Source organism: Stenotrophomonas sp. Ps181 (assembly GCF_025697425.1).
GTDB classification, from domain to species: Bacteria; Pseudomonadota; Gammaproteobacteria; order Xanthomonadales; family Xanthomonadaceae; genus Stenotrophomonas; species Stenotrophomonas sepilia.
Genome location: NZ_JAHWBI010000003.1, coordinates 135,095 through 153,140 on the forward strand (window position 1 = coordinate 135,095; position 18,046 = coordinate 153,140).

Here is an 18,046-nt window from a genome sequence, read left to right on the forward strand (position 1 = left end):
CCGTGTTGTCTCTAGGAAAACCTGCAAAAGCAATGGGCTCTGATCCCGTTCCGCCGGAAAGCGATCTGACCCCGGGGGCCAAAAACACCAACGCCCGGGGAAGCCCGGGCGTTCGTGCCCCCTTCATGCTGATGACGAGCTTCAGCCGGCCAGTTCGGCCTGCTCGCGCTCGATGCCGTACTTGCGCAGCTTTTCCACCAGGGTGGTGCGGCGCAGGCCGAGCAGCTGGGCGGCGTGCGCGACCACGCCCTGGGTGCGTTCCAGCGCTTCGTTGATCAGGCCCAGTTCGATGTTGGCCATGTGGTTGCGCAGGTCCAGGCCATCGTCGGGCAGTGCCGCCGGTGCCGCCGGGCGATTGACGGCGATGCCGTGCTCCAGCGCCGGCTGGTTGCCGCTGCCGGGCGTGTGGAACGAGAAGCTGCGCAAGTCCAGGCGTTCTTCGCTGGCAACCGGAGCTGCCGGTGCCGGTGCGGCCACCGCTGCCAACGCGGCGTCGCCACGATAGCGGGCCGGCAGGTCCTGCACGCGCACCGAACCACCCGGATGCAGCACCGCCAGGCGCTCGACCAGGTTGGTCAGCTCGCGCACATTGCCCGGCCACTCGTAGCCGGCCAGCGCCTGCAGCGCTTCCGGGGTGAAGCGCACTTCGCCACGGCCGGTGCGGGCCAGCTGTGCGGCGATGGTTTCCACCAGTGCCGGCAGGTCCTCGCGCCGCTCGCGCAGCGCGGGCACTTCGATCGGGAACACGTTGAGGCGGTAGAACAGGTCCTCGCGGAACTTGCCTTCGGCGATGCGCGTTTCCAGATCACGGTGGGTCGCGGCCACGACGCGCACGTTGCAGCGGATGGTCTGGTTGCCACCGACGCGCTCGAAGCTGCGTTCCTGCAGCACGCGCAGCAGCTTCACCTGCATGGGCAGGCTCATGTCGCCGATCTCGTCGAGCAGCAGGGTGCCGCCCTCGGCCATTTCGAAACGGCCCTTGCGCGCGGTCAGTGCGCCAGTAAAGGCACCCTTCTCGTGGCCGAACAGTTCGCTTTCCAGCAGGTCGGCCGGAATGGCGCCGCAGTTGATCGCCACGAACGGACCATCACGGCGCGGCGAGCGCTGGTGGATCGCACGCGACACGACTTCCTTGCCGGTACCGGATTCGCCCAGCACCAGTACGGTGGTATCGAATGCGGCAACCTGCTCGATCATGGTACGCAGTGCAGTCACCGCCGGGCCGTTGCCGGTCGGGCCTTGATCCTGCGCGGCGCCGGCCTGATGCTCGGCGTCCAGGCGCTTGAGGCTGGCGCGGCGCAGCAGGGCTTCCATCTGTGCGTGGCGCAGCGGCGTTTCCAGCGGCCAGATGTTGGCTTCGTGCAGCCCGTGCAGCTGGGCAAACGCTGCAGCATCACCATCGGCCAGCAGCACCGGCGGCGGCAGGCTGCTGCCGCCCAGCCAGTTGTACAGCGCGGTGCTGGCGGGGCTGTCGTCCAGGCTGCCGACGATCACCGCCATCCAGTCGTGCTGGCGCTGCCGGCCCAGATCGAAGTCGGCCGCGTCGGAGACCCAGCGCGGGTTGAAGTCCATGAATTCCAGCAGGGCAACGGTGCGCTCTGCGCGCACGGCGTCGTTGTCCAGCACCAGGATGCGCGATTCACTCACGACTGTTCCTCCCTGAGGCCTTCCAGGATCGGCATGACTTCCTGGATGTAGGACAGCTTGCTGACGAAGTTGTCGGCGCCGGCGCGCAGCGCGTGTTCGCGGTGCTCGGCGTCGTCGAAGTGGCTGGCGATCACGATGTACGGCGCATCGTCCTGCGACTTGATCAGGCGGGTGGCCTGCAGGCCGCCCATTTCCGGCATGGCCAGGTCCATCAGCACCACCTGCGGGCGCAGCGTTTCCGAGCGCTCGATCGCTTCCAGGCCGTTGCCGGCGCTGCCGACGATCTGCAGCCAGTCGATCTTGCGGAAGTGGCGCATCGCCGCGTTGATGAAGCCCTCGTGGTCATCGACCAGCAGGACCGTGAGCTTGTTCATGTCCAACATCCTTTTCAGCCCACCTGGGCCAGCTGCGGTTGCCTGGCGCTGAGCCGGCGCCGTTCGCGGGCCGGGGCGATATCCAGTTGTTCTCGGTATTTTGCGACGGTTCGGCGGGCAATGTTCACCCCCTGGCGTGACAGCAGGCCGGCAATGGCCTCGTCGGCCAGCGGACGGCCGGCCGGCTCGGCGTCGATCAGGCGGCGGACCATGGCTTTCACCGCCTGGCCGGAGACGCTGGCGCCTTCCAGGCGCACGGCGAAGAAGTGCTTCAGTTCGAAGGTGCCGCGCGGGGTCTGCAGGAACTTGCCGGTGGTGATGCGCGAGACGGTGGACTCGTGCATGCCGATTTCCTCGGCCACTTCCTTCAGGGTCAGCGGCGCCATCGCCTCTTCGCCTCGCACCAGGAAGGCGGCCTGGCGCTCGACGATCACCCGCGCGGTGCGCAGCAGGGTGTCGTAGCGCATCGACAGGCCGCGGCTGAACCAGCGCGCCTCCTGCAGCATCTCGCGCAGTGCCGGCGCGGCTTCGCTGGTTTCGGCCAGCGCCTGTTCGTACTGGCTGTTGATCGAGACGCGGCGGCTGGTGGCCGGGTTCAGTGCCACCTTCCATTGCCCATCGGCGTGCCAGGCGACGACGTCCGGCACCACCACCGCGTTGCGTTCAGGCAGCAGGCTGTCGCCGGGGCGCGGCTGCAGCGAGAGGATCAGGCGCACCGCCTCGCGCACGTCGTCGATCTCGGCGTCATGCTGGCGGGCGAGGGCGGGGTAGTCGTGCGCGGCCAGTGCCTCGAGCGCGCCATCGAGGATGCGGGCGGCCAGGTGGCGAGCGGGGACCACGCCGTGCAGGCTGCGCAGTTGTGCCTGCAGGCCTTCGCGCAGGTCCTGCGCAGCCATGCCAGCGGGTTCACCGTGCAGCAGCTGCTGGCGGATGGCCTCGACGCCCTCGGCGGCGATGTCGAACTGGGCGCTGGCCAGCAGCTGCAGCTGTGCCAGCGGCGCCTGCAGGTAGCCGGCCTCATCGCAGTGGTCGAGCCAGAACGCGGCCACCGCCAGTTCGCGGTCGTCCATGTCCAGCGCCAGGCGCTGCAGCACGCGCAGCTGCGGGTCGGTCGATTCACCGGCGGCAATGCGCGCCATGCGGTCGTCGTCGCCGTCCTGCCAGCTGGCGCCGGCCACGTCCCACATCGAAGACTCCGGCAACTCGTCGAACGCAGCGGTTTCCAGCGTGGTGGCGGCGGCCTCGGTGGCATCGGCGGCAGGCGCTTCGGCCTCTTCGATCTCCAGCAGCGGGTTGGAGTCCAGCAGGCGCTGGATTTCCTGCTCCAGGTGCAGGCCATCGAGCTGCAGCAGCCGGATCGACTGCAGCAGCTGCGGGGTGAGGTGAAGTTGTTGGCCCAGCTGGGTCGAGAGTGCAGCCTTCATCGTGGTTCCCCGGCGCCGCTCCCCGGCGCCTTGTGGAACGCATCTTGCTTTTGATCCGGCGTGGGCGGAATCGGGGGGTTCCTGAGGGGGTTCGTGGTTGTCCCGACAGGATGTAGGGGTTATCCCTACATTGCCTCGGGATATTGACGAAACGGGCCGCCAAGTCATTGATTCGTCGTGCAGAAGCGGCGGGGTTCGCAGCGGCCCGTGTACGGATTCCTGTCAGGCAATGCCGGGGTGACGGGAATTCGTCGTCAGTGCAGTGCCTCGCGGGCAGATGCCTTTCCGCTGCAACGGGATCCGACTCCGCTACTGGCGCTTATTCCAGCTCGTGCTGGTGGCGCGCGGCCAGCAGCAACAGGTCATTGGCGCGGCGGCAGCCCAATGACTCCATCATGCGTGCGCGGTGGGTTTCCACCGTCTTCACGCTGATGCCGAGGTCGGCGGCGATTTCCTTGTTGCTTTCGCCCTTGCCGATGCGGCGCAGGATCTCGCGCTGGCGCGGCGACAGCGCGGCGATGCCGGTAGGCTTCTCGCGGCCCAGCATGGGTGCCAGCATCTTGGCCGAGATCTGCGGACTCAGGAACACCTGGCCGGCATGCGCGGCGCGCAGCGCCAGTTCCAGCTCCTGCGGTGCTGCATCCTTCACCACGAACCCGACCGCGCCACGATCCAGGGCATCGCGCACATGGGCGGCATCGTCGTGCATGGTCATCATCACCACCCGGGTACCGGGGGCGCGCAGGCGGATGTCGCTGAGCGCTTCCAGGCCGGTGCGGCCCGGCAACGAGAGATCCATCAGCACCACATCCGGCGCGTGCAGCAGGGCCAGCTGCAGCGCCTGTTCAGCGTTGCTGGCCTCGGCGACGAGCTGCACGTCGGCAAACCCCTGCAGCAGCCGCGCCAGGCCGGCGCGGACCAGGGTGTGATCGTCGACGATGAGAACTCGCACAGGCACGCAGCAGGTCCGTGTAGGGGAGTCCACCTTAACTTAGCTGAACGGGCGCGCCAAGGCTTGCCCGCCACGCGTGATGGTGGCAGCTTTCAGCGCGCCCGGCGTGCCTCGGCCACCTGGCGTCGGTGCAGGCGGAACAGGTGGCGCTCCATGGCCATTTCCAGGCCATCGCCAAGGCGCTGGAAGCGCAGCCACAGATAGTGGCCGCCGCCGCCATCGGCCGCTTCGGCAACCACTTCCACCGGCAGGTCGATGTGGTCGGGCAGCCAGTCGCTGGGCTGCAGGCGCACCACGCCGGCCTGGCCGGGGCTGGCGCCACTGCGCGGGCCCAGCTGCAGGCGGATGCCACGGCGCGACCAGCGCACCGGCCGCAGGGGCAATTCCAGGCCCTGCTGGCGCACCAAGCGGCCGAGCAGCACCATCGCCAGGTCCAGCTTGGCTTCAAGGCGTTGCAGCTGCAGGGTGGCCTCGTTGCGTTCGTCGTGCTCGTCAACACGGCTGTCTTCGACCAGTGCCAGGCTGCGCAGCAGGCCTTCGGCACCGCTGGTGCGTCCGGCCGCGCTTCCCGCCTGGAACTCGGCCGGCAGGGCCAGCTCGCAGCTGAGCGTTTCGTCGAACAGCTCGCTTTCGGCGGGATGGTGCAGCGACGTGGTCGGCAGCTGGGTCATGCCAGCGATTCTGCCTGCAGGTAGGCATGGGCGGCGCGAAGAGAGCGCTGGCCGTCATTCATCAGTGCGGCCGCTGCATCGCGGCGCTGGCGCAGCAGGCCCAGAAGGCTCTGCTGGCGCTCGAACAGGGCGCTCAGCGGCGCGTGGTCCGCAGCGGTCAGCGGCTGGCTGAGCAGGGCATGCAGGGTGCTGTCGTGCCCGTCGAGCAGGCTGTCGGCCTGGTCCAGGGCATCATCGCCCAGTGCCTTCTCGAAGGCATCCAGCTGCGCGTGCAGTTCCGGCAGGCTCATGGCGCCACCGCGGCCGGGCGCCGCTGTTCGTGCGGGATCGCGTTCCAGGCGCTGTCGATCTCGCCCAGCAGCTGCAGCGATTCATCCAGCGCGGCGCGGTCGTTGTGCAGGTTGGCTTCGGTCAGGCGCTGCAGCACGTAATCGTACAGGGCCGACAGGTTGCCGGCGATCTCGCCACCGGCCTCATGGTCCAGCGAGCCGTTGAGGTGGCCGACGATCGCGCAGACTTCGCCGATCGCCTTGCCCTTGCCGGCCTGGTCGCCGCGCTCGAGGCTGGCCAGGGCGCGACGCACGCGCTCCAGCGCGCCGGCCAGCAGCATCGCCACCAGCTTGTGCGGATCGGCATCGGCGACCGCACTGGTCACTCCCACCTGGCGGTACTGCTCGGCATATTGACGGCTGGAACCGTACATTCGTGATTCTCCTTGCGCGGGGTGCCGTCGGGTGATCGTGGGGATCGGTGCCGGCGGCGCGGCGATGATTGCTGTTGCGTCCGTTATCGGTGCATTGCGCGGCAAACTTGAGTGCCACGCACGCATCGTCAGCGGTTCAACTGTGCCAGCTGCTGCTGCAGCGCCGTGTTGCTCTGCTGCAACTTGCCCATCAGGCTGTCCAGCGCGATGAACTGCTTCTTGTAGCGCTCTTCCACGCTCTTCATCCGCGTGTCGAGATCCTTGCGGCGCTTGTCGATGTTGTCCAGCGTGGTGTTCAGGCCCTTGGTGCGCGCGACGAACGCGCCTTCCTTGCCGACCGTGGTGCTCACATAACCGTCGACCAGCGTGTACAGCTTGCCGGCGCCGCCGGTATCACCGGTGATCGCCTGGCGCATCTTCTCCGGCTGGCTGGCCAGGGCGGCGGCGAACTTGGTGGTGTCCAGGATCAGCGTGCCGTCGGCGTTGGGATAGCCGCGGGTATCCAGGCCGATCGCCTTGGCATCGAGCTTGTCACCGGCCAGGTCCTTGAGCACGCTCGACATCACCGAGCGCAGCTGGCTGGTGGCGCCGCGCATCTGCGCATCGCCGGTCAGCGTGGAGGCTTCCTTGGTCTTGGCGTCGTACTTGGTTTCGGTGTTGATCGCCGCCAGTGCAGCGTTGTAGGCGGTGACGAACTCCTGCATCACCTTGGTGGCTGCCGCAGTATCCGTGCTGATGGTCACCGTGCTGGTGCCCGGCATCTTCAGGTTCAGGGTCAGGCCCGGAACCGCATCGGCCACGGTATTGCTGGCGCTGACGACCTTCACACCATCGATGGTCAGCTCGGCGTCGGCGGCGGCGGTGTTCTGCTTGAGGCTGTTGACCAGCCCCCCCAGCTTGGCGTCGCTGCCTGCGTACTCGAGCTTGATCGCGTTGGCGGCACCGGTCTTCTCCTGGGCGATCGACAGGTACTGGTCGTCGCCGGAGCTGATCAGGGTGGCCTGCACGCCTTCCTTGCGGCCGGCCGCATCGATCTTGTTGCGGATGGTGGTCAGCGTGTCGCCGTCCTCCACCTCCACGTTCATGGTCTTGGCCTTGTCGCCCACGCCAACGGTCAGCGTCAAGGTTCCGGCAGCAAACGTGTCGGTCTTCGGTACCGAGGTATCGGCGATCAGTTTGTGCGCGGTGGCCAGCGAGGTGACATTGACCACGTGCGTGCCGTTGGAGGCCGCCGCCTTGGTGGTGCCAACGTCATACAGCGCGACCGACGCCGTCAGGATCTCGTCGGTGCCCTTGTCGCCGCCCTTGCTGGCGGTCACCGTGCGCGTGTCGAACGCCGTGGTGGCCTTCAGTGCGGTCAGCGCCGTCTTCAGCTTGTCGAAGGCCGAGGTGATGGTGCCGATCGACGACAGCTGCATCTTGGCCTTGGACTGCTGCAGGTTCAGCGCATTGTCGGCGGGCTTGCGGTCAGCTGCGACCAGCTGGTTGACGATGCTGGAAATATCCAGTCCCGAGCCAATGCCACCGTATCCAAAGTCTGCCACGTCGTTTCTCCTGGTATCCGGGCCCGGCCGTCGTGCGCTGGCCCGTCGTCAACGAAAATAGCGGCCTGCGCCGCTGGGTCTTGAGGACTTCGTTGATGCATGTGCCGTGCCAAGCGCCTGGCGCAGGTTCTGGCACGCGGGTTGCAGGAGGGCTGGGGCAGGGTGCGGGTGGGTTCACCGCGGGCTGCCGGGAGTCTGCAAAAAGCCCTCCCCCAATGCAGGGGAGGGATCAGGCTACTGACAATCGGGGGGAGACGAAGCCGCCCGGTACGTACAGTCAAAGGTACAGCGCTGAAAGAGAGGTCCGCAGGAGCGGGCGATGCCAAGCCGGATCGGGACTCATCCCGGGCCGGGCATGGCCCGCGCCTTCGTGCATGGTGGCTTCCCGGTTGCCGCTACCGTCGGTTCGACCCGACGGTAGCGGCGCCTTCTTGCCGTGGATCAGCGCAGCAGGCTGAGCACGCCCTGCGGCACCTGGTTGGCCTGGGCCAGCATGGCCGTACCGGCCTGCTGCAGGATCTGGGTGCGGGTCAGTTCGGCGGTTTCCTTGGCGAAGTCGGTGTCCTTGATGCGGCTGCGCGATGCCGACAGGTTTTCCGACGAGGTCTGCAGGTTGGCCACGACCGAGGTGAAGCGGTTCTGGATCGCACCGAGGTCGGCGCGGGTGCTGTTGATCGCACCCAGGGCCTTGTCGACCACTTCCAGGGCCTGCTGGGCACCGAGCACGGTGCTCACGTCCAGCTTCTGCACGTTGGCCGAGGTGTCGGTGCCAGCAGTGTAGGCGCCGGCAGCCGCTGCGGTGCCCCAGGTCTTGGCGGTGGCATCGTAGTCGCTGCGCATCAGGGCGATATCGGCAGTGGCAACGGCCTTGCCTTCCTTCACCGAGCTCAGCTTCAGGGAGCCGTCGGCATTGGCTTCGGCGTAGATGCCGGCCTCGCCGATCTTGGCGTTGATGGCGGTGGCGACGGCCTTGGATGCATCCGCCGTGGTGGCGCCGGCCTTCACTTCAACCGTGCCGATGTCCACGCCCATCACGGTGCCGGAGAAGCGGGCACCGTCGGTGCTGGCGGCCAGGGCAGCGGTCGCACCGGTGGCGAAGGTCGAGGTGCCCAGCGAGCCGGCCTTGGCATCGATGGTCTTGTCGATGGCGATGGCCTGGCCGGCATTGGCGCCGACCTGGAACAGCTGGCTGGAGAAGGTGCCGTCCAGCAGCTTGGTGCCGTTGAAGTCCGACTGCTTGGCAACGCGGTCGATTTCCGAGACCAGCTGGGTCACTTCGGCCTGCAGGGCCTTGCGGTCGCTGGCCGAGTTGGTGGCGTTGGAGGCCTGCACCGACAGCTCGCGGACGCGCTGCAGGTTGTTGCCGATTTCGGTCAGCGAACCTTCGGCGACCTGGGCCAGCGAGATGCCGTCGTTGGCGTTGCGGATGGCGACGTCGGTACCGCGGATCTGCGTGCCGAAGCGCTCGGAGATCGCCAGGCCGGCGGCGTCGTCCTTGGCGCTGTTGATGCGCGAACCGGAGGACAGGCGCTGGATGGTGGTGGCCAGCGAGCTGCCGCTGGTGCTCAGGTTGCGCTGAGCATTCAGGGACATGGTGTTGGTGTTGATGACTTGTGCCATGGTGCTTTTCCTTTGGCGAAGGTGGAACGTGTTTCAGGATCCGGGCGCGGCGTCATGCAGCGCCCGGAGGTCGATCAGCGAGTGGATCAGCGCAGCAGGCTGAGCACGCCCTGCGGCACCTGGTTGGCCTGGGCCAGCATGGCCGTACCAGCCTGCTGCAGGATCTGGGTGCGGGTCAGTTCGGCGGTTTCCTTGGCAAAGTCGGTGTCCTTGATGCGGCTACGCGATGCCGACAGGTTTTCCGACGAGGTCTGCAGGTTGGCCACGACCGAGGTGAAGCGGTTCTGCACGGCACCGAGGTCGGCGCGGGTGCTGTTGATCGCACCCAGGGCCTTGTCGACGATTTCCATCGCCTGCTGGGCGCCCTTCACGGTGCTGACGTCCAGGTTGCTGGCGTACTTGGCGGCCGGCGCCGCAGCGTCGGTGGTCGCGGTGAAGGTCGGCGCAGTGGCGCCGGTCCAGGTGCCCGGGGTCGCGGTGATGGCCTTGAACGAGCCATCGGCGTTGGTGCTGTCCTTGACCGAGGTCAGGGTCACGCCGGTGGTGCCGTTCACTTCCGCATAGACGCCGGTCTCGCCGATCTTGGCGTTGATCGCGGTGACCAGTGCTTCGCGCGAGGCCTTGCCGGTGGCAGCGGCGTCCGCGCCCTGCTTGACCGAGACGTCAGCGATGGCGACGCCATTGATGGACAGGCCGGTGGTGCTGAAATCAGCGTTGGTGCCCGGGTCGGCCAGGGCCAGCGAGTTGGTGTCGAACTTGGCGCCGCCCAGGGCATTGGCCTTGGCATCGATGGTCTTGTCGATGGCGATGGCCTGGCCGGCGTTGGCACCGACCTGGAACAGCTGGCTGGAGAACGAACCGTCCAGCAGCTTGGTGCCGTTGAAGTCCGACTGCTTGGCGACGCGGTCGATTTCCGAGACCAGCTGGGTCACTTCGGCCTGCAGGGCCTTGCGGTCGCTGGCCGAGTTGGTGGCGTTGGAGGCCTGCACCGACAGCTCGCGGACGCGCTGCAGGTTGTTGCCGATTTCGGTCAGCGAACCTTCGGCGACCTGGGCCAGCGAGATGCCGTCGTTGGCGTTGCGGATGGCGACGTCGGTACCGCGGATCTGCGTGCCGAAGCGCTCGGAGATCGCCAGGCCGGCGGCGTCGTCCTTGGCGCTGTTGATGCGCGAACCGGAGGACAGGCGCTGGATGGTGGTGGCCAGCGAGCTGCCGCTGGTGCTCAGGTTACGCTGAGCATTCAACGACATCGTATTGGTGTTGATGACTTGTGCCATGAGGAGAGGTCCTTGAGCGGTTGCACGTGAGTTGGGTCAGACGCCCCCGACGTGCCCCGGGGGCGGCTCATGTCAGCGCTGCAACAGGCTGAGCACGTTCTGCGGTACCTGGTTAGCCTGGGCCAGCATGGCCGTACCGGCCTGCTGCAGGATCTGGGTGCGGGTCAGTTCGGCGGTTTCCTTGGCGAAGTCGGTATCGCGGATGCGGCTGCGCGATGCGGACAGGTTCTCCGAGGAGGTCTGCAGGTTGGCGACCACCGAGGTGAAGCGGTTCTGGATCGCGCCGAGGTCGGCGCGGACGCTGTTGACCGATTCCAGGGCCTTGTCGACGATCGACATCGCCTTCTGTGCGCCTTCGGCGGTGGTGACGTTGAGGTCCTTGACGAAGCTGGCCGCCGCACCGGTCAGGGTGCCGCCGTTGGTGCTGGTCTCGGTCAGGCCCAGGCCGGCAATGGTCGCGGCGGTGACGCCGGCCGGCGGGGTTGCCGCGCTGACGCCCAGGGCGAAGGTCTGGCCATCCTTGACCGAAGCCAGGCTGATGACGCCGGCATTGACCGAGGCCACCACGCCGGTTTCACCCAGCTTGTTGTTGATCGCCGCAGCGGTGGCCGAGGTGATCGACTCGCCGGCCTTCACGGTGAAGTCGCTGATGGTGACCGTGGTGGCGGTGCCGCCCGGCGGGGTGACCGAGACCTGCAGGCCGGAGTAGGTGGTGTCGGCCGTGGCCTTGTCCACCGCCAGCGCAGTGCCGGTGTAGCCGTTGGCAAAGGTGGCCGCCCCCAGCGAATCGGCCTTGGCGTTGACCACGCTGTTGATGGCGATGGCCTGGCCGGCGTTGGCACCGACCTGGAACAGCTGGCTGGTGAAGCTGCCGTCCAGCAGCTTGGTGCCGTTGAAGTCGGCCTGCTTGGCCACACGATCGATTTCCGAGACCAGCTGGGTCACTTCGGCCTGCAGGGCCTTGCGGTCGCTGGCCGAGTTGGTGGCGTTGGAGGCCTGCACGCCCAGTTCACGGATGCGCTGCAGGTTGTTGCCGACTTCGTTCAGCGAACCCTCGGCGACCTGGGCCAGCGAGATGCCGTCGTTGGCGTTGCGGATGGCCACGTCCAGACCACGGATCTGGGTGGTGAAGCGCTCGCTGATGGCCAGGCCGGCCGCGTCGTCCTTCGCGCTGTTGATGCGCAGGCCGGACGAGAGGCGCTGGATGGTGGTGGCGAGCGAGCTGCCGCTGGTGCTCAGGTTGCGCTGAGCGTTGAGCGACATCGTATTGGTGTTGATTACCTGTGCCATGGGGTCGTCTCCTCTTATATGGAACCCGTTGGTGAATGAAACGAAGCGCCGCCTGTTTTTTTGTGTGGCTGTGTGCTTCGCCGTTGCCAAATGAATAACGGCGCTTTGTCAACAACCTTTAGCCGTGAATTCCGCTGAAGCCAGAATTCGTTGCCTGAAGCTGTTTTCCCGGGGTTTTCAGCCCTGTTGCCAGGGTGGAAGCGACCCCGGGAGGGGCGGTCGGGCAGGGCCTGACCAGCGCTGATGAAGGTATCGGCGGGGCGGGGTCGGGCTTGATGGAAAATCACGGAAAATTGGCTGGAACCTGCGCCAGGCAGCACCAGGCCATGTCCGTCGAGGGCAACAACACGGGAGCGCGCAAAAGAAAAAGGCCGCGATGCAGGGCATCGCGGCCTTTCAGGGGTGACGCAGGAGAGGCGTCAGCGCAGCTTGTTGAACAGCGACATCGACTGCATCTGCGAGAAGATTGTCTGCGCCGCCTGCAGTGCGGTGCTCTGCAGCTGGTACTGGCTCAGTGCATCGGCGTAATCCAGGTCGCGCATCTGCGACAGCGTGGTCTTCAGGGTCACGCCATTGGCCTCGCGCATCTCCGCCGCGTTGTCCAGCGCCTTCAACTGCGCACCACCGGCAGCGCGCGAATCGATCATCCGCTCCGAGGCGCGCGCCACGTCGCGCAGTGCGCTCTGCAGCTGATTCTGCTGCGCAGTCATCTGCGCGGTGGTACCGGTGTCGGCACCCAGCGCGGCGACCAGGTTGTCCATGGTGGAGAAGATGTCGCGGCTGCTGGCGGCCTGTACGCTGAAGCTGTCGCCCGCTGCCGGTGCGCCGGTGATGCGCAGGCGCACACCGTTCACTTCCAGGTCGTCGCCAGCCTTGTAGGTGCCGGTGCCGGTCACGTTGCCCGCACCATCCACCACCTCGTACTGGGTGCCGGTGGTGAAGCGCACGCTGAAGCCCTGGCCGTTCCAGCTGTCGCTGCCGTCGCGGGTGATGTTGGTCAGCACGCCGTTGCCGGTGTTGCCGGCCGCGGCGCTGCCGTCAACGAAGCCATCGCCGGTGGGGATGCGCATGAAGATCTCGCTGCCGGGCAGGGCGTCGCGCACATAGGTATCGGGGCCGACTTCAACCTGGCGCTGGGTCTGGTCGCCGCGATAGACCACCTTGCCGTTGATCTTGGCAAACGGCGGGTCACCGTCGTTGGTGCCACCGAACACGTAGCGGCCGGTACCATCGTCGGCGTTGGCCAGCGACAGCAGGCCATCGCGGATCTGGTTGACCTCGGTGATCAGCGTCTTCTTGTCCGCCGCGCTCAGCGCCGGATTGCTGGCCTGGATGGTCAGATCGTTGACGCGCGCCATCAGGTCGTTGACCTGCGCCAGGGTGTTTTCCTGCACACCCAGGCGGTTCTGCACATTGCCGGCGTTGAGCTTCATGCGGTCCAGTGCGGCCAGGCTGCGATCAAGGCCGACTGCAGTGCCGGCGGCAACCGGATCGTCCTTGGCGCTGACGATCTTGCTGCCGGTGGCAATCTGCTGCTCCAGGTGGCTGAGCTTGGCCTGCTTGGCCATCATCAGCGACACCGACTGGTTGAACATCATGCTGGTGGAGATGCGGCTGCTCATCGGCGGACGGCTCCCAGGATGGTCTGGAACATGCTGTCGGCGGTGGAGATCAGCTGCGAGGCGGCCTGGTAGGCCTGCTGCAGGCGCAGCATGTCGGCGGCCTCTTCGTCCAGGTTCACCCCGGAGACCTCGTCGCGGGCTTCCTGTGCCTTGTCATTGATCACCAGCTGCGCATCGAGCGAGTACTCGGCTGAGCGGGCGGCTGCGCCGACCTGGGTGGTCAGGCCACCCAGTGCACCGTTCAGTGTCACCGTTCCGGCGTTGAAGGCCTTCGTGCTTTCCACCTTGGCCAGCCTGGAGGCGTTGCTGTTGTCCGACGAACCGGCCGGGGTCGGGGTGATATTGAAGGTATCGCCCACCTTGGGCGCGCCATCGAGCACGAAACTCCAGCCGTTGGCACTGATGGTCTGGCCAGGCGTATAGGTCTGCGGCGGGCCACCGTCGATGGTGTAGGTGGTCGCCGACGTGAACACGATCGCCGACGGGTTGCGCAGGTTCGCGTTGGCCGAATCGGTGACGGTGACGCCGCTCAGCTTGCCGGTACCGGTGTTGGCGGTGGCGGCTGCGCCCTTGACTGCGGCGGCCGCGGCAATGCGCGACGGATCGGTGATGGCCATCTCCAGGCTGCCGGCCACGCCGGCGGTGGGCTGCAGCAGGAAGCGGTCATTGGCCGCCGGGGTGCCGCCGACGACCAGGTTCACGCCGTTGATCACCAGCGGATCGGCGGCGGTGCCGGTGCCGGTCAGGGGAATGCTGGCGCCGGTGTCGGCGCGGCTGGCCTTCCAGGTGGTGCCATCGAACTGCAGCACCACGTTCTGTGCGTCCAGTTTGCCCAGGTCGCCATAGGTGGCGCTGAGGCTGGCGGTTCCGGTATTGCTGTTGTTGCCGGTCACGCGCGGGCTGCCGATGTTGAAGAAGTCCCCGCCCATCTGGCCATACAGATCCACACCCTGGTGGTGGACCTGGTTGAAGCTCTCGGCCAGGCCCACCGCCAGCTTGCCCAGTTCGGCCTGCGCAGGGGTCAGCACGGTGTCGCGGAATTCCAGCAGGCCACCGATCTGGCCACCGACCGCTTTCGGGTCGAGGCGGATGGTGTTGCCCTGGGTCTCCAGTGCCAGCTGCAGGCGCTCGGGCTGGTACGGATCGGCCACGGTGGTGACCTTGGTCGCCGTGGTGCCCACCACCAGCGCGTTGCCGCCGGCAGTGTAGACATTCATGATGCCGCCGTCCTGGATCACCGCGGTGCCACCGGTGTAGCCGATCAGCTGGGTGATCAGCTGGTCGCGGCGGTCGAGCAGGTCCGGTGCCGCCGAGGCAATGTTGGTGCCGATGGCACCGTTGATCTGCGCGATCTCCTGCGCAAGGCGGTTGACCTCGGTCGCACCGGCCAGCAGGCCGTTGTTGACCTCGCTGTTGAGATTGTTCAGGTGCGTGTTGAGCTGCACGAAGCGGGTGGCCAGCGCCTTGCCACCGTCGAGCATGTTCTGGCGGTCGGCGGTGCCGGCCGCGTTGGACGACAGGCCACTGACCGAGTCGAAGAAGTTCGACCAGACGCCGGCCACGTTGGTGGCGGCATCGGAGAACAGGGCGTTGACCCGGTCGGCCATGCCCGAAAGCTGCTTCAGGCGCGCCAGCTCACCGCTGCTGTCGAGCAGGCGCGAAATCGCCAGCTGGTCGGCCGTGCGACGGATGTCGGTGATGCGGGTGCCGTTGCCGACCGTGCCATAGCCATAGTTCTGTGGATCGGCGGTGGCGAAGTTCACCTTCTGCCGGCTGTAGCCGGGTGTATTGAGGTTGGCCACGTTGTGGCTGGTGGTCGCCAACGCACGCTGGAAGGCGAGCAGGGCACCGGTACCGGTGGAAAGTACGCTGGACATGGTGTTCCTCAACGACGAGTGATACCCAGCGCCGCGGTCGCGGTGCTGGCGAAGGTCTGGCCAAGGCGCGAGCCGGCGTCGGTCACGGCGGCTACGGCGCGCTCGATGGTCGGGCCGCCGGCGATCGCAGCGATCTTGGCGGCGTAGCGCGGATCGGTGGCGTAACCGGCGCGCTGGAGGCCACGGGCGAAGCCCTGCACGTCGGTGCCGGCCTGCAGGGCCTGCTGGTAGCGCGGGCTGGTCTTCAGCAGGCGCACGTAGTCGGCAAAGCTCTCGGCCGGTGAACTGTAGGCGCGGAAGCTGGCGGTTTCGTTGCGGCGCACGCCATCGACATATTCATGGGTGCCGGCCGTGGCGCGCTGGCCGTTCCAGCCAGTGGCCTTGATGCCGAACAGGTTGTGCGAGGTGCTGCCGTCGGCGTGCTTGATGTGGCGCTTGCCCCAGCCGGTCTCCAGCGCGGCCTGGGCGACCAGGGCGCGGGCATCCACGCCCAGTTCCCTGGCCGCGCTCTGTGCGTGCTGCCAGATACTGGCGACGAACCCCTCCGGGGTGTGCTCGCCGAGCTGGGCGACGGCGGTGCGCGTGGCCAGGGCATCGGCCGGGCTCACGGCCGTGCCGCGATTGCTGGCCGTCGCCGTCCACTGGTCGCTGTTGGCGGCCCAGTCCTCGCCCTGCAGGCTGCCGATGTACGGATCCTCGGTGCCCAGCGAGCGGTGCAGGCCGCTGCTCTCACGGCCGGCGATCAGGTCCAGTGCCTGCTCCATCGGTGCCAGCGCCGCCTGCGCACCGTGCTGTGCGCCTGCGGCCATCTGCTGCAGCATACGCACGGCCTGGCTGCCATCTTCCAGGGGCAGCGACGGTGCCGGCCTGGCCGGCGCGTTGAGCTGGTATGCGCGGCTGGCCTTGGCCGGATCCACGCGGGTATCCAGTGCCGGGCCTTCGGCGGCCTGGCCGGACAGCTGGCGGGTGATCATGCCGGACAGGCCCAGGCCCTTGCCGCGGGTCATCGCCTCGGCAATCTTCTGGTCGTACATGTCGCGGAACATCTTGTTCTCGCCGGGAAACAGCGAGTCGCCGAAGCTGGCATCGCGCATGCTCTTGACCAGCATCTGTGCGAACTGGCCTTCCAGCTGGCGTGCGACCTTGTCGATCTTCGCCGGATCGTTCTGCTGCGCCGGGTGCAGGTCGAATGCGGGATTGATGCGCATGTCAGATCACCTCGAGCTCGGCACTCAGTGCGCCGGCCTGCTTCAGGGCTTCCAGGATCGCGATCAGGTCGCCCGGTGCCGCACCCACGGCGTTCACCGCATGCACGATCTCGTCCAGGGTGGTGCCGCCGCTGAACTTGAACATGCGGCTGCCGTCGTTGGTGGCGGTGATGGTGGATTGAGGGCTGGCCACGGTACGGCCGCCCGACAGCGCATTGGGCTGGCTGACGTTGGTGTTCTCCTGGATCGTCACCGTCAGCGAACCATGCGAAATCGCCGCAGGGCCGACCCGCACCTGCTGGCCGATGACCACGGTGCCGGTGCGCGAATTGACCACCACCTTGGCCGGGGCGCTGCCCGGGGTCAGTTCCAGGTTCTCGATGCGCGCCAGCAGGCCGATGCGTGCGCCCGGATCGGTCGGTGCGGTGACGGAGACGGTCACGCCATCGATCGCGCGTGCCGCACCTTCGCCGAACGCGTTGTTGAGCGCGGCGACCATGCGCGAGACCGTGGTGAAATCATTGTTGTGCAGGTTCAGGGTGATGTCGCCGCCGTTGGCCAGCGGATCGGGCAGGGCACGCTCCACGGTGGCGCCGTTGGGAATACGGCCGACGCTGGGCACGTTCACCGAGACACGGGAGCCGTCCTTGCCCTGCGCGCCAAAGCCACCCACGATCAGATTGCCCTGGGCGATGGCATAGATCTGGCCATCGGCGCCGCGCAGCGGGGCCATCAGCAGCGAGCCGCCGCGCAGCGACACCGCGTTGCCGATCGAAGACACCGTGATGTCGATCGGCTGGCCTGGCTTGGCGAACGGCGGCAGTTCGGCGTGGATCGCCACGGCGGCCACGTTCTTCAGCTGCGGGTTGACGTTCGGCGGCACGTTCACGCCCAGCTCGCCAAGCAGGTTCTTCAGGCTCTGCACGGTAAAGGGCGCCTGGCTGGTACGGTCGCCGCTGCCATCCAGGCCGACCACCAGGCCATAGCCCACCAGCGCATTGCCGCGCACGCCGCCGACCTGGGCGAGGTCCTTGATGCGCTCGGCGCTGGCCGGGGCGGCCACGATCAGCAGCATCAGCGACGCGATGAACGCCACGCGTCGCTGCCAGGAAGTAGAGAAGGAGAAGTTCATGGCCATACTCAGAACGGCGTCAGGCCGGAATTGAAGAAGCGGCTCAGCCAGCCCATTGCGTTGGACTGCGCGACCGGGCCGCGGCCGCCGTAGACGATGCGGGCCTCAGCCACGCGGCTGGAAGGAATGGTGTTGTCCTGGCTGATGTCGCCCGGGCGCACGATGCCCTGCACCTGCACCAGTTCATCGCCCTGGTTCAGCCGCAGGTTCTTCTGCCCCTGTACCACCAGGTTGCCGTTGGGCAGGCGCTGGATCACCGTGACCGTGACGCTGCCCTGCAGGCGGTTGCTCTGCGCGCTGTTGCCCTTGCCGGTGAAGTCACGCGCGCCCTTGGCCGTCGCACTGAGGATGTCCTTGCCGCCCAGGGTGACCGGCGCACCGAGGATGGACGGCGTGCCCAGGCTCAGGTTGGATTCCTTGTTGGTGGCCGTGTTGGCGCTGGTCTGCGCGGTGGTGTTTTCCAGCAGGGTGATCGTCAGCAGGTCGCCGACATCGCGCGCGCGGCGGTCCGAATACAGCTGCAGGGTCGGGCCAGCGGCGTAGATCGCACCGGCGGTGGGCGCGGCCTGCGGCGGCATGATCGGCTGGATCGGTGCCATCGCCGGATAGGGGCGCACGTCGCCCGCGATCACACAGCCACCGAGCAGGGCGACCACGGTGCAGGCGAGGGCAGTACGGGCGAGGTTGGAAATGGGCGACATGGCG

16 protein-coding genes are annotated in these 18,046 nt (G+C 67.2%); all 16 read right to left on the minus strand.

From position 1 onward, the window contains the following. Positions 1–141: 141 nt before the first annotated feature. Positions 142–1,647, minus strand: a complete 1,506-nt coding sequence (locus KXV01_RS07535; RefSeq protein WP_111096970.1) for a sigma-54 dependent transcriptional regulator — start codon at positions 1,645–1,647, stop codon at positions 142–144. After that, the gene (locus KXV01_RS07540) at positions 1,644–2,021 is read right to left on the minus strand and encodes a response regulator transcription factor (protein WP_005409556.1); all 378 of its coding nucleotides are present in this window, start codon (positions 2,019–2,021) and stop codon (positions 1,644–1,646) included. The genes KXV01_RS07535 and KXV01_RS07540 overlap by 4 nt, the downstream gene beginning before the upstream one ends. Positions 2,022–2,035: 14 nt before the next feature. Beyond that, positions 2,036–3,445, minus strand: coding sequence for an RNA polymerase factor sigma-54 (gene rpoN, locus KXV01_RS07545; RefSeq protein ID WP_263467647.1), 1,410 nt, complete (start codon positions 3,443–3,445; stop codon positions 2,036–2,038). 319 nt (positions 3,446–3,764) lie between these two features. After that, entirely contained in the window at positions 3,765–4,397 is a 633-nt protein-coding gene (locus tag KXV01_RS07550) for a response regulator transcription factor (protein ID WP_111096969.1), read from the minus strand. Between the two features lie 92 nt (positions 4,398–4,489). Continuing rightward, positions 4,490–5,068: a PilZ domain-containing protein gene (locus tag KXV01_RS07555; protein ID WP_049412084.1), complete on the minus strand. Its 579-nt coding sequence runs from the start codon at positions 5,066–5,068 to the stop codon at positions 4,490–4,492. Continuing rightward, complete coding sequence (locus KXV01_RS07560; RefSeq protein WP_005416446.1) at positions 5,065–5,358, minus strand: hypothetical protein; 294 nt, start codon at positions 5,356–5,358, stop codon at positions 5,065–5,067. The genes KXV01_RS07555 and KXV01_RS07560 overlap by 4 nt, the downstream gene beginning before the upstream one ends. After that, complete coding sequence (gene fliS / locus KXV01_RS07565; RefSeq protein ID WP_005416447.1) at positions 5,355–5,771, minus strand: flagellar export chaperone FliS; 417 nt, start codon at positions 5,769–5,771, stop codon at positions 5,355–5,357. Before fliS ends, KXV01_RS07560 begins: the two co-directional genes overlap by 4 nt. A gap of 128 nt (positions 5,772–5,899) precedes the next feature. Next, positions 5,900–7,315, minus strand: a complete 1,416-nt coding sequence (gene fliD / locus KXV01_RS07570) for a flagellar filament capping protein FliD (RefSeq protein ID WP_049412079.1) — start codon at positions 7,313–7,315, stop codon at positions 5,900–5,902. Between the two features lie 441 nt (positions 7,316–7,756). Beyond that, entirely contained in the window at positions 7,757–8,935 is a 1,179-nt protein-coding gene (locus KXV01_RS07575) for a flagellin (RefSeq protein WP_049442739.1), read from the minus strand. 86 nt (positions 8,936–9,021) lie between these two features. Continuing rightward, positions 9,022–10,212 carry a flagellin gene (locus KXV01_RS07580; RefSeq protein WP_099485385.1) on the minus strand — a complete coding sequence of 397 codons (1,191 nt, stop codon included), beginning with the start codon at positions 10,210–10,212 and terminating at the stop codon, positions 9,022–9,024. A 72-nt stretch (positions 10,213–10,284) separates the two neighbouring features. Beyond that, on the minus strand, positions 10,285–11,502 hold the full coding sequence (locus tag KXV01_RS07585) for a flagellin (protein ID WP_005416451.1): 1,218 nt from the start codon (positions 11,500–11,502) through the stop codon (positions 10,285–10,287). Between the two features lie 419 nt (positions 11,503–11,921). Next, positions 11,922–13,124 carry a flagellar hook-associated protein FlgL gene (gene flgL / locus KXV01_RS07590; RefSeq protein WP_049412414.1) on the minus strand — a complete coding sequence of 401 codons (1,203 nt, stop codon included), beginning with the start codon at positions 13,122–13,124 and terminating at the stop codon, positions 11,922–11,924. Next, on the minus strand, positions 13,121–15,001 hold the full coding sequence (gene flgK, locus KXV01_RS07595) for a flagellar hook-associated protein FlgK (protein WP_111096968.1): 1,881 nt from the start codon (positions 14,999–15,001) through the stop codon (positions 13,121–13,123). Before flgK ends, flgL begins: the two co-directional genes overlap by 4 nt. Positions 15,002–15,009: 8 nt before the next feature. Next, a complete protein-coding gene (gene flgJ, locus KXV01_RS07600; RefSeq protein ID WP_111096967.1) occupies positions 15,010–16,209 on the minus strand; it encodes a flagellar assembly peptidoglycan hydrolase FlgJ in 1,200 nt (399 codons plus the stop codon). A gap of 1 nt (position 16,210) precedes the next feature. Further along, complete coding sequence (locus tag KXV01_RS07605) at positions 16,211–17,341, minus strand: flagellar basal body P-ring protein FlgI (RefSeq protein WP_111096975.1); 1,131 nt, start codon at positions 17,339–17,341, stop codon at positions 16,211–16,213. An 8-nt stretch (positions 17,342–17,349) separates the two neighbouring features. Continuing rightward, positions 17,350–18,042, minus strand: a complete 693-nt coding sequence (gene flgH / locus KXV01_RS07610; RefSeq protein ID WP_005416456.1) for a flagellar basal body L-ring protein FlgH — start codon at positions 18,040–18,042, stop codon at positions 17,350–17,352. Between the last annotated feature and the right edge of the window lie 4 nt (positions 18,043–18,046).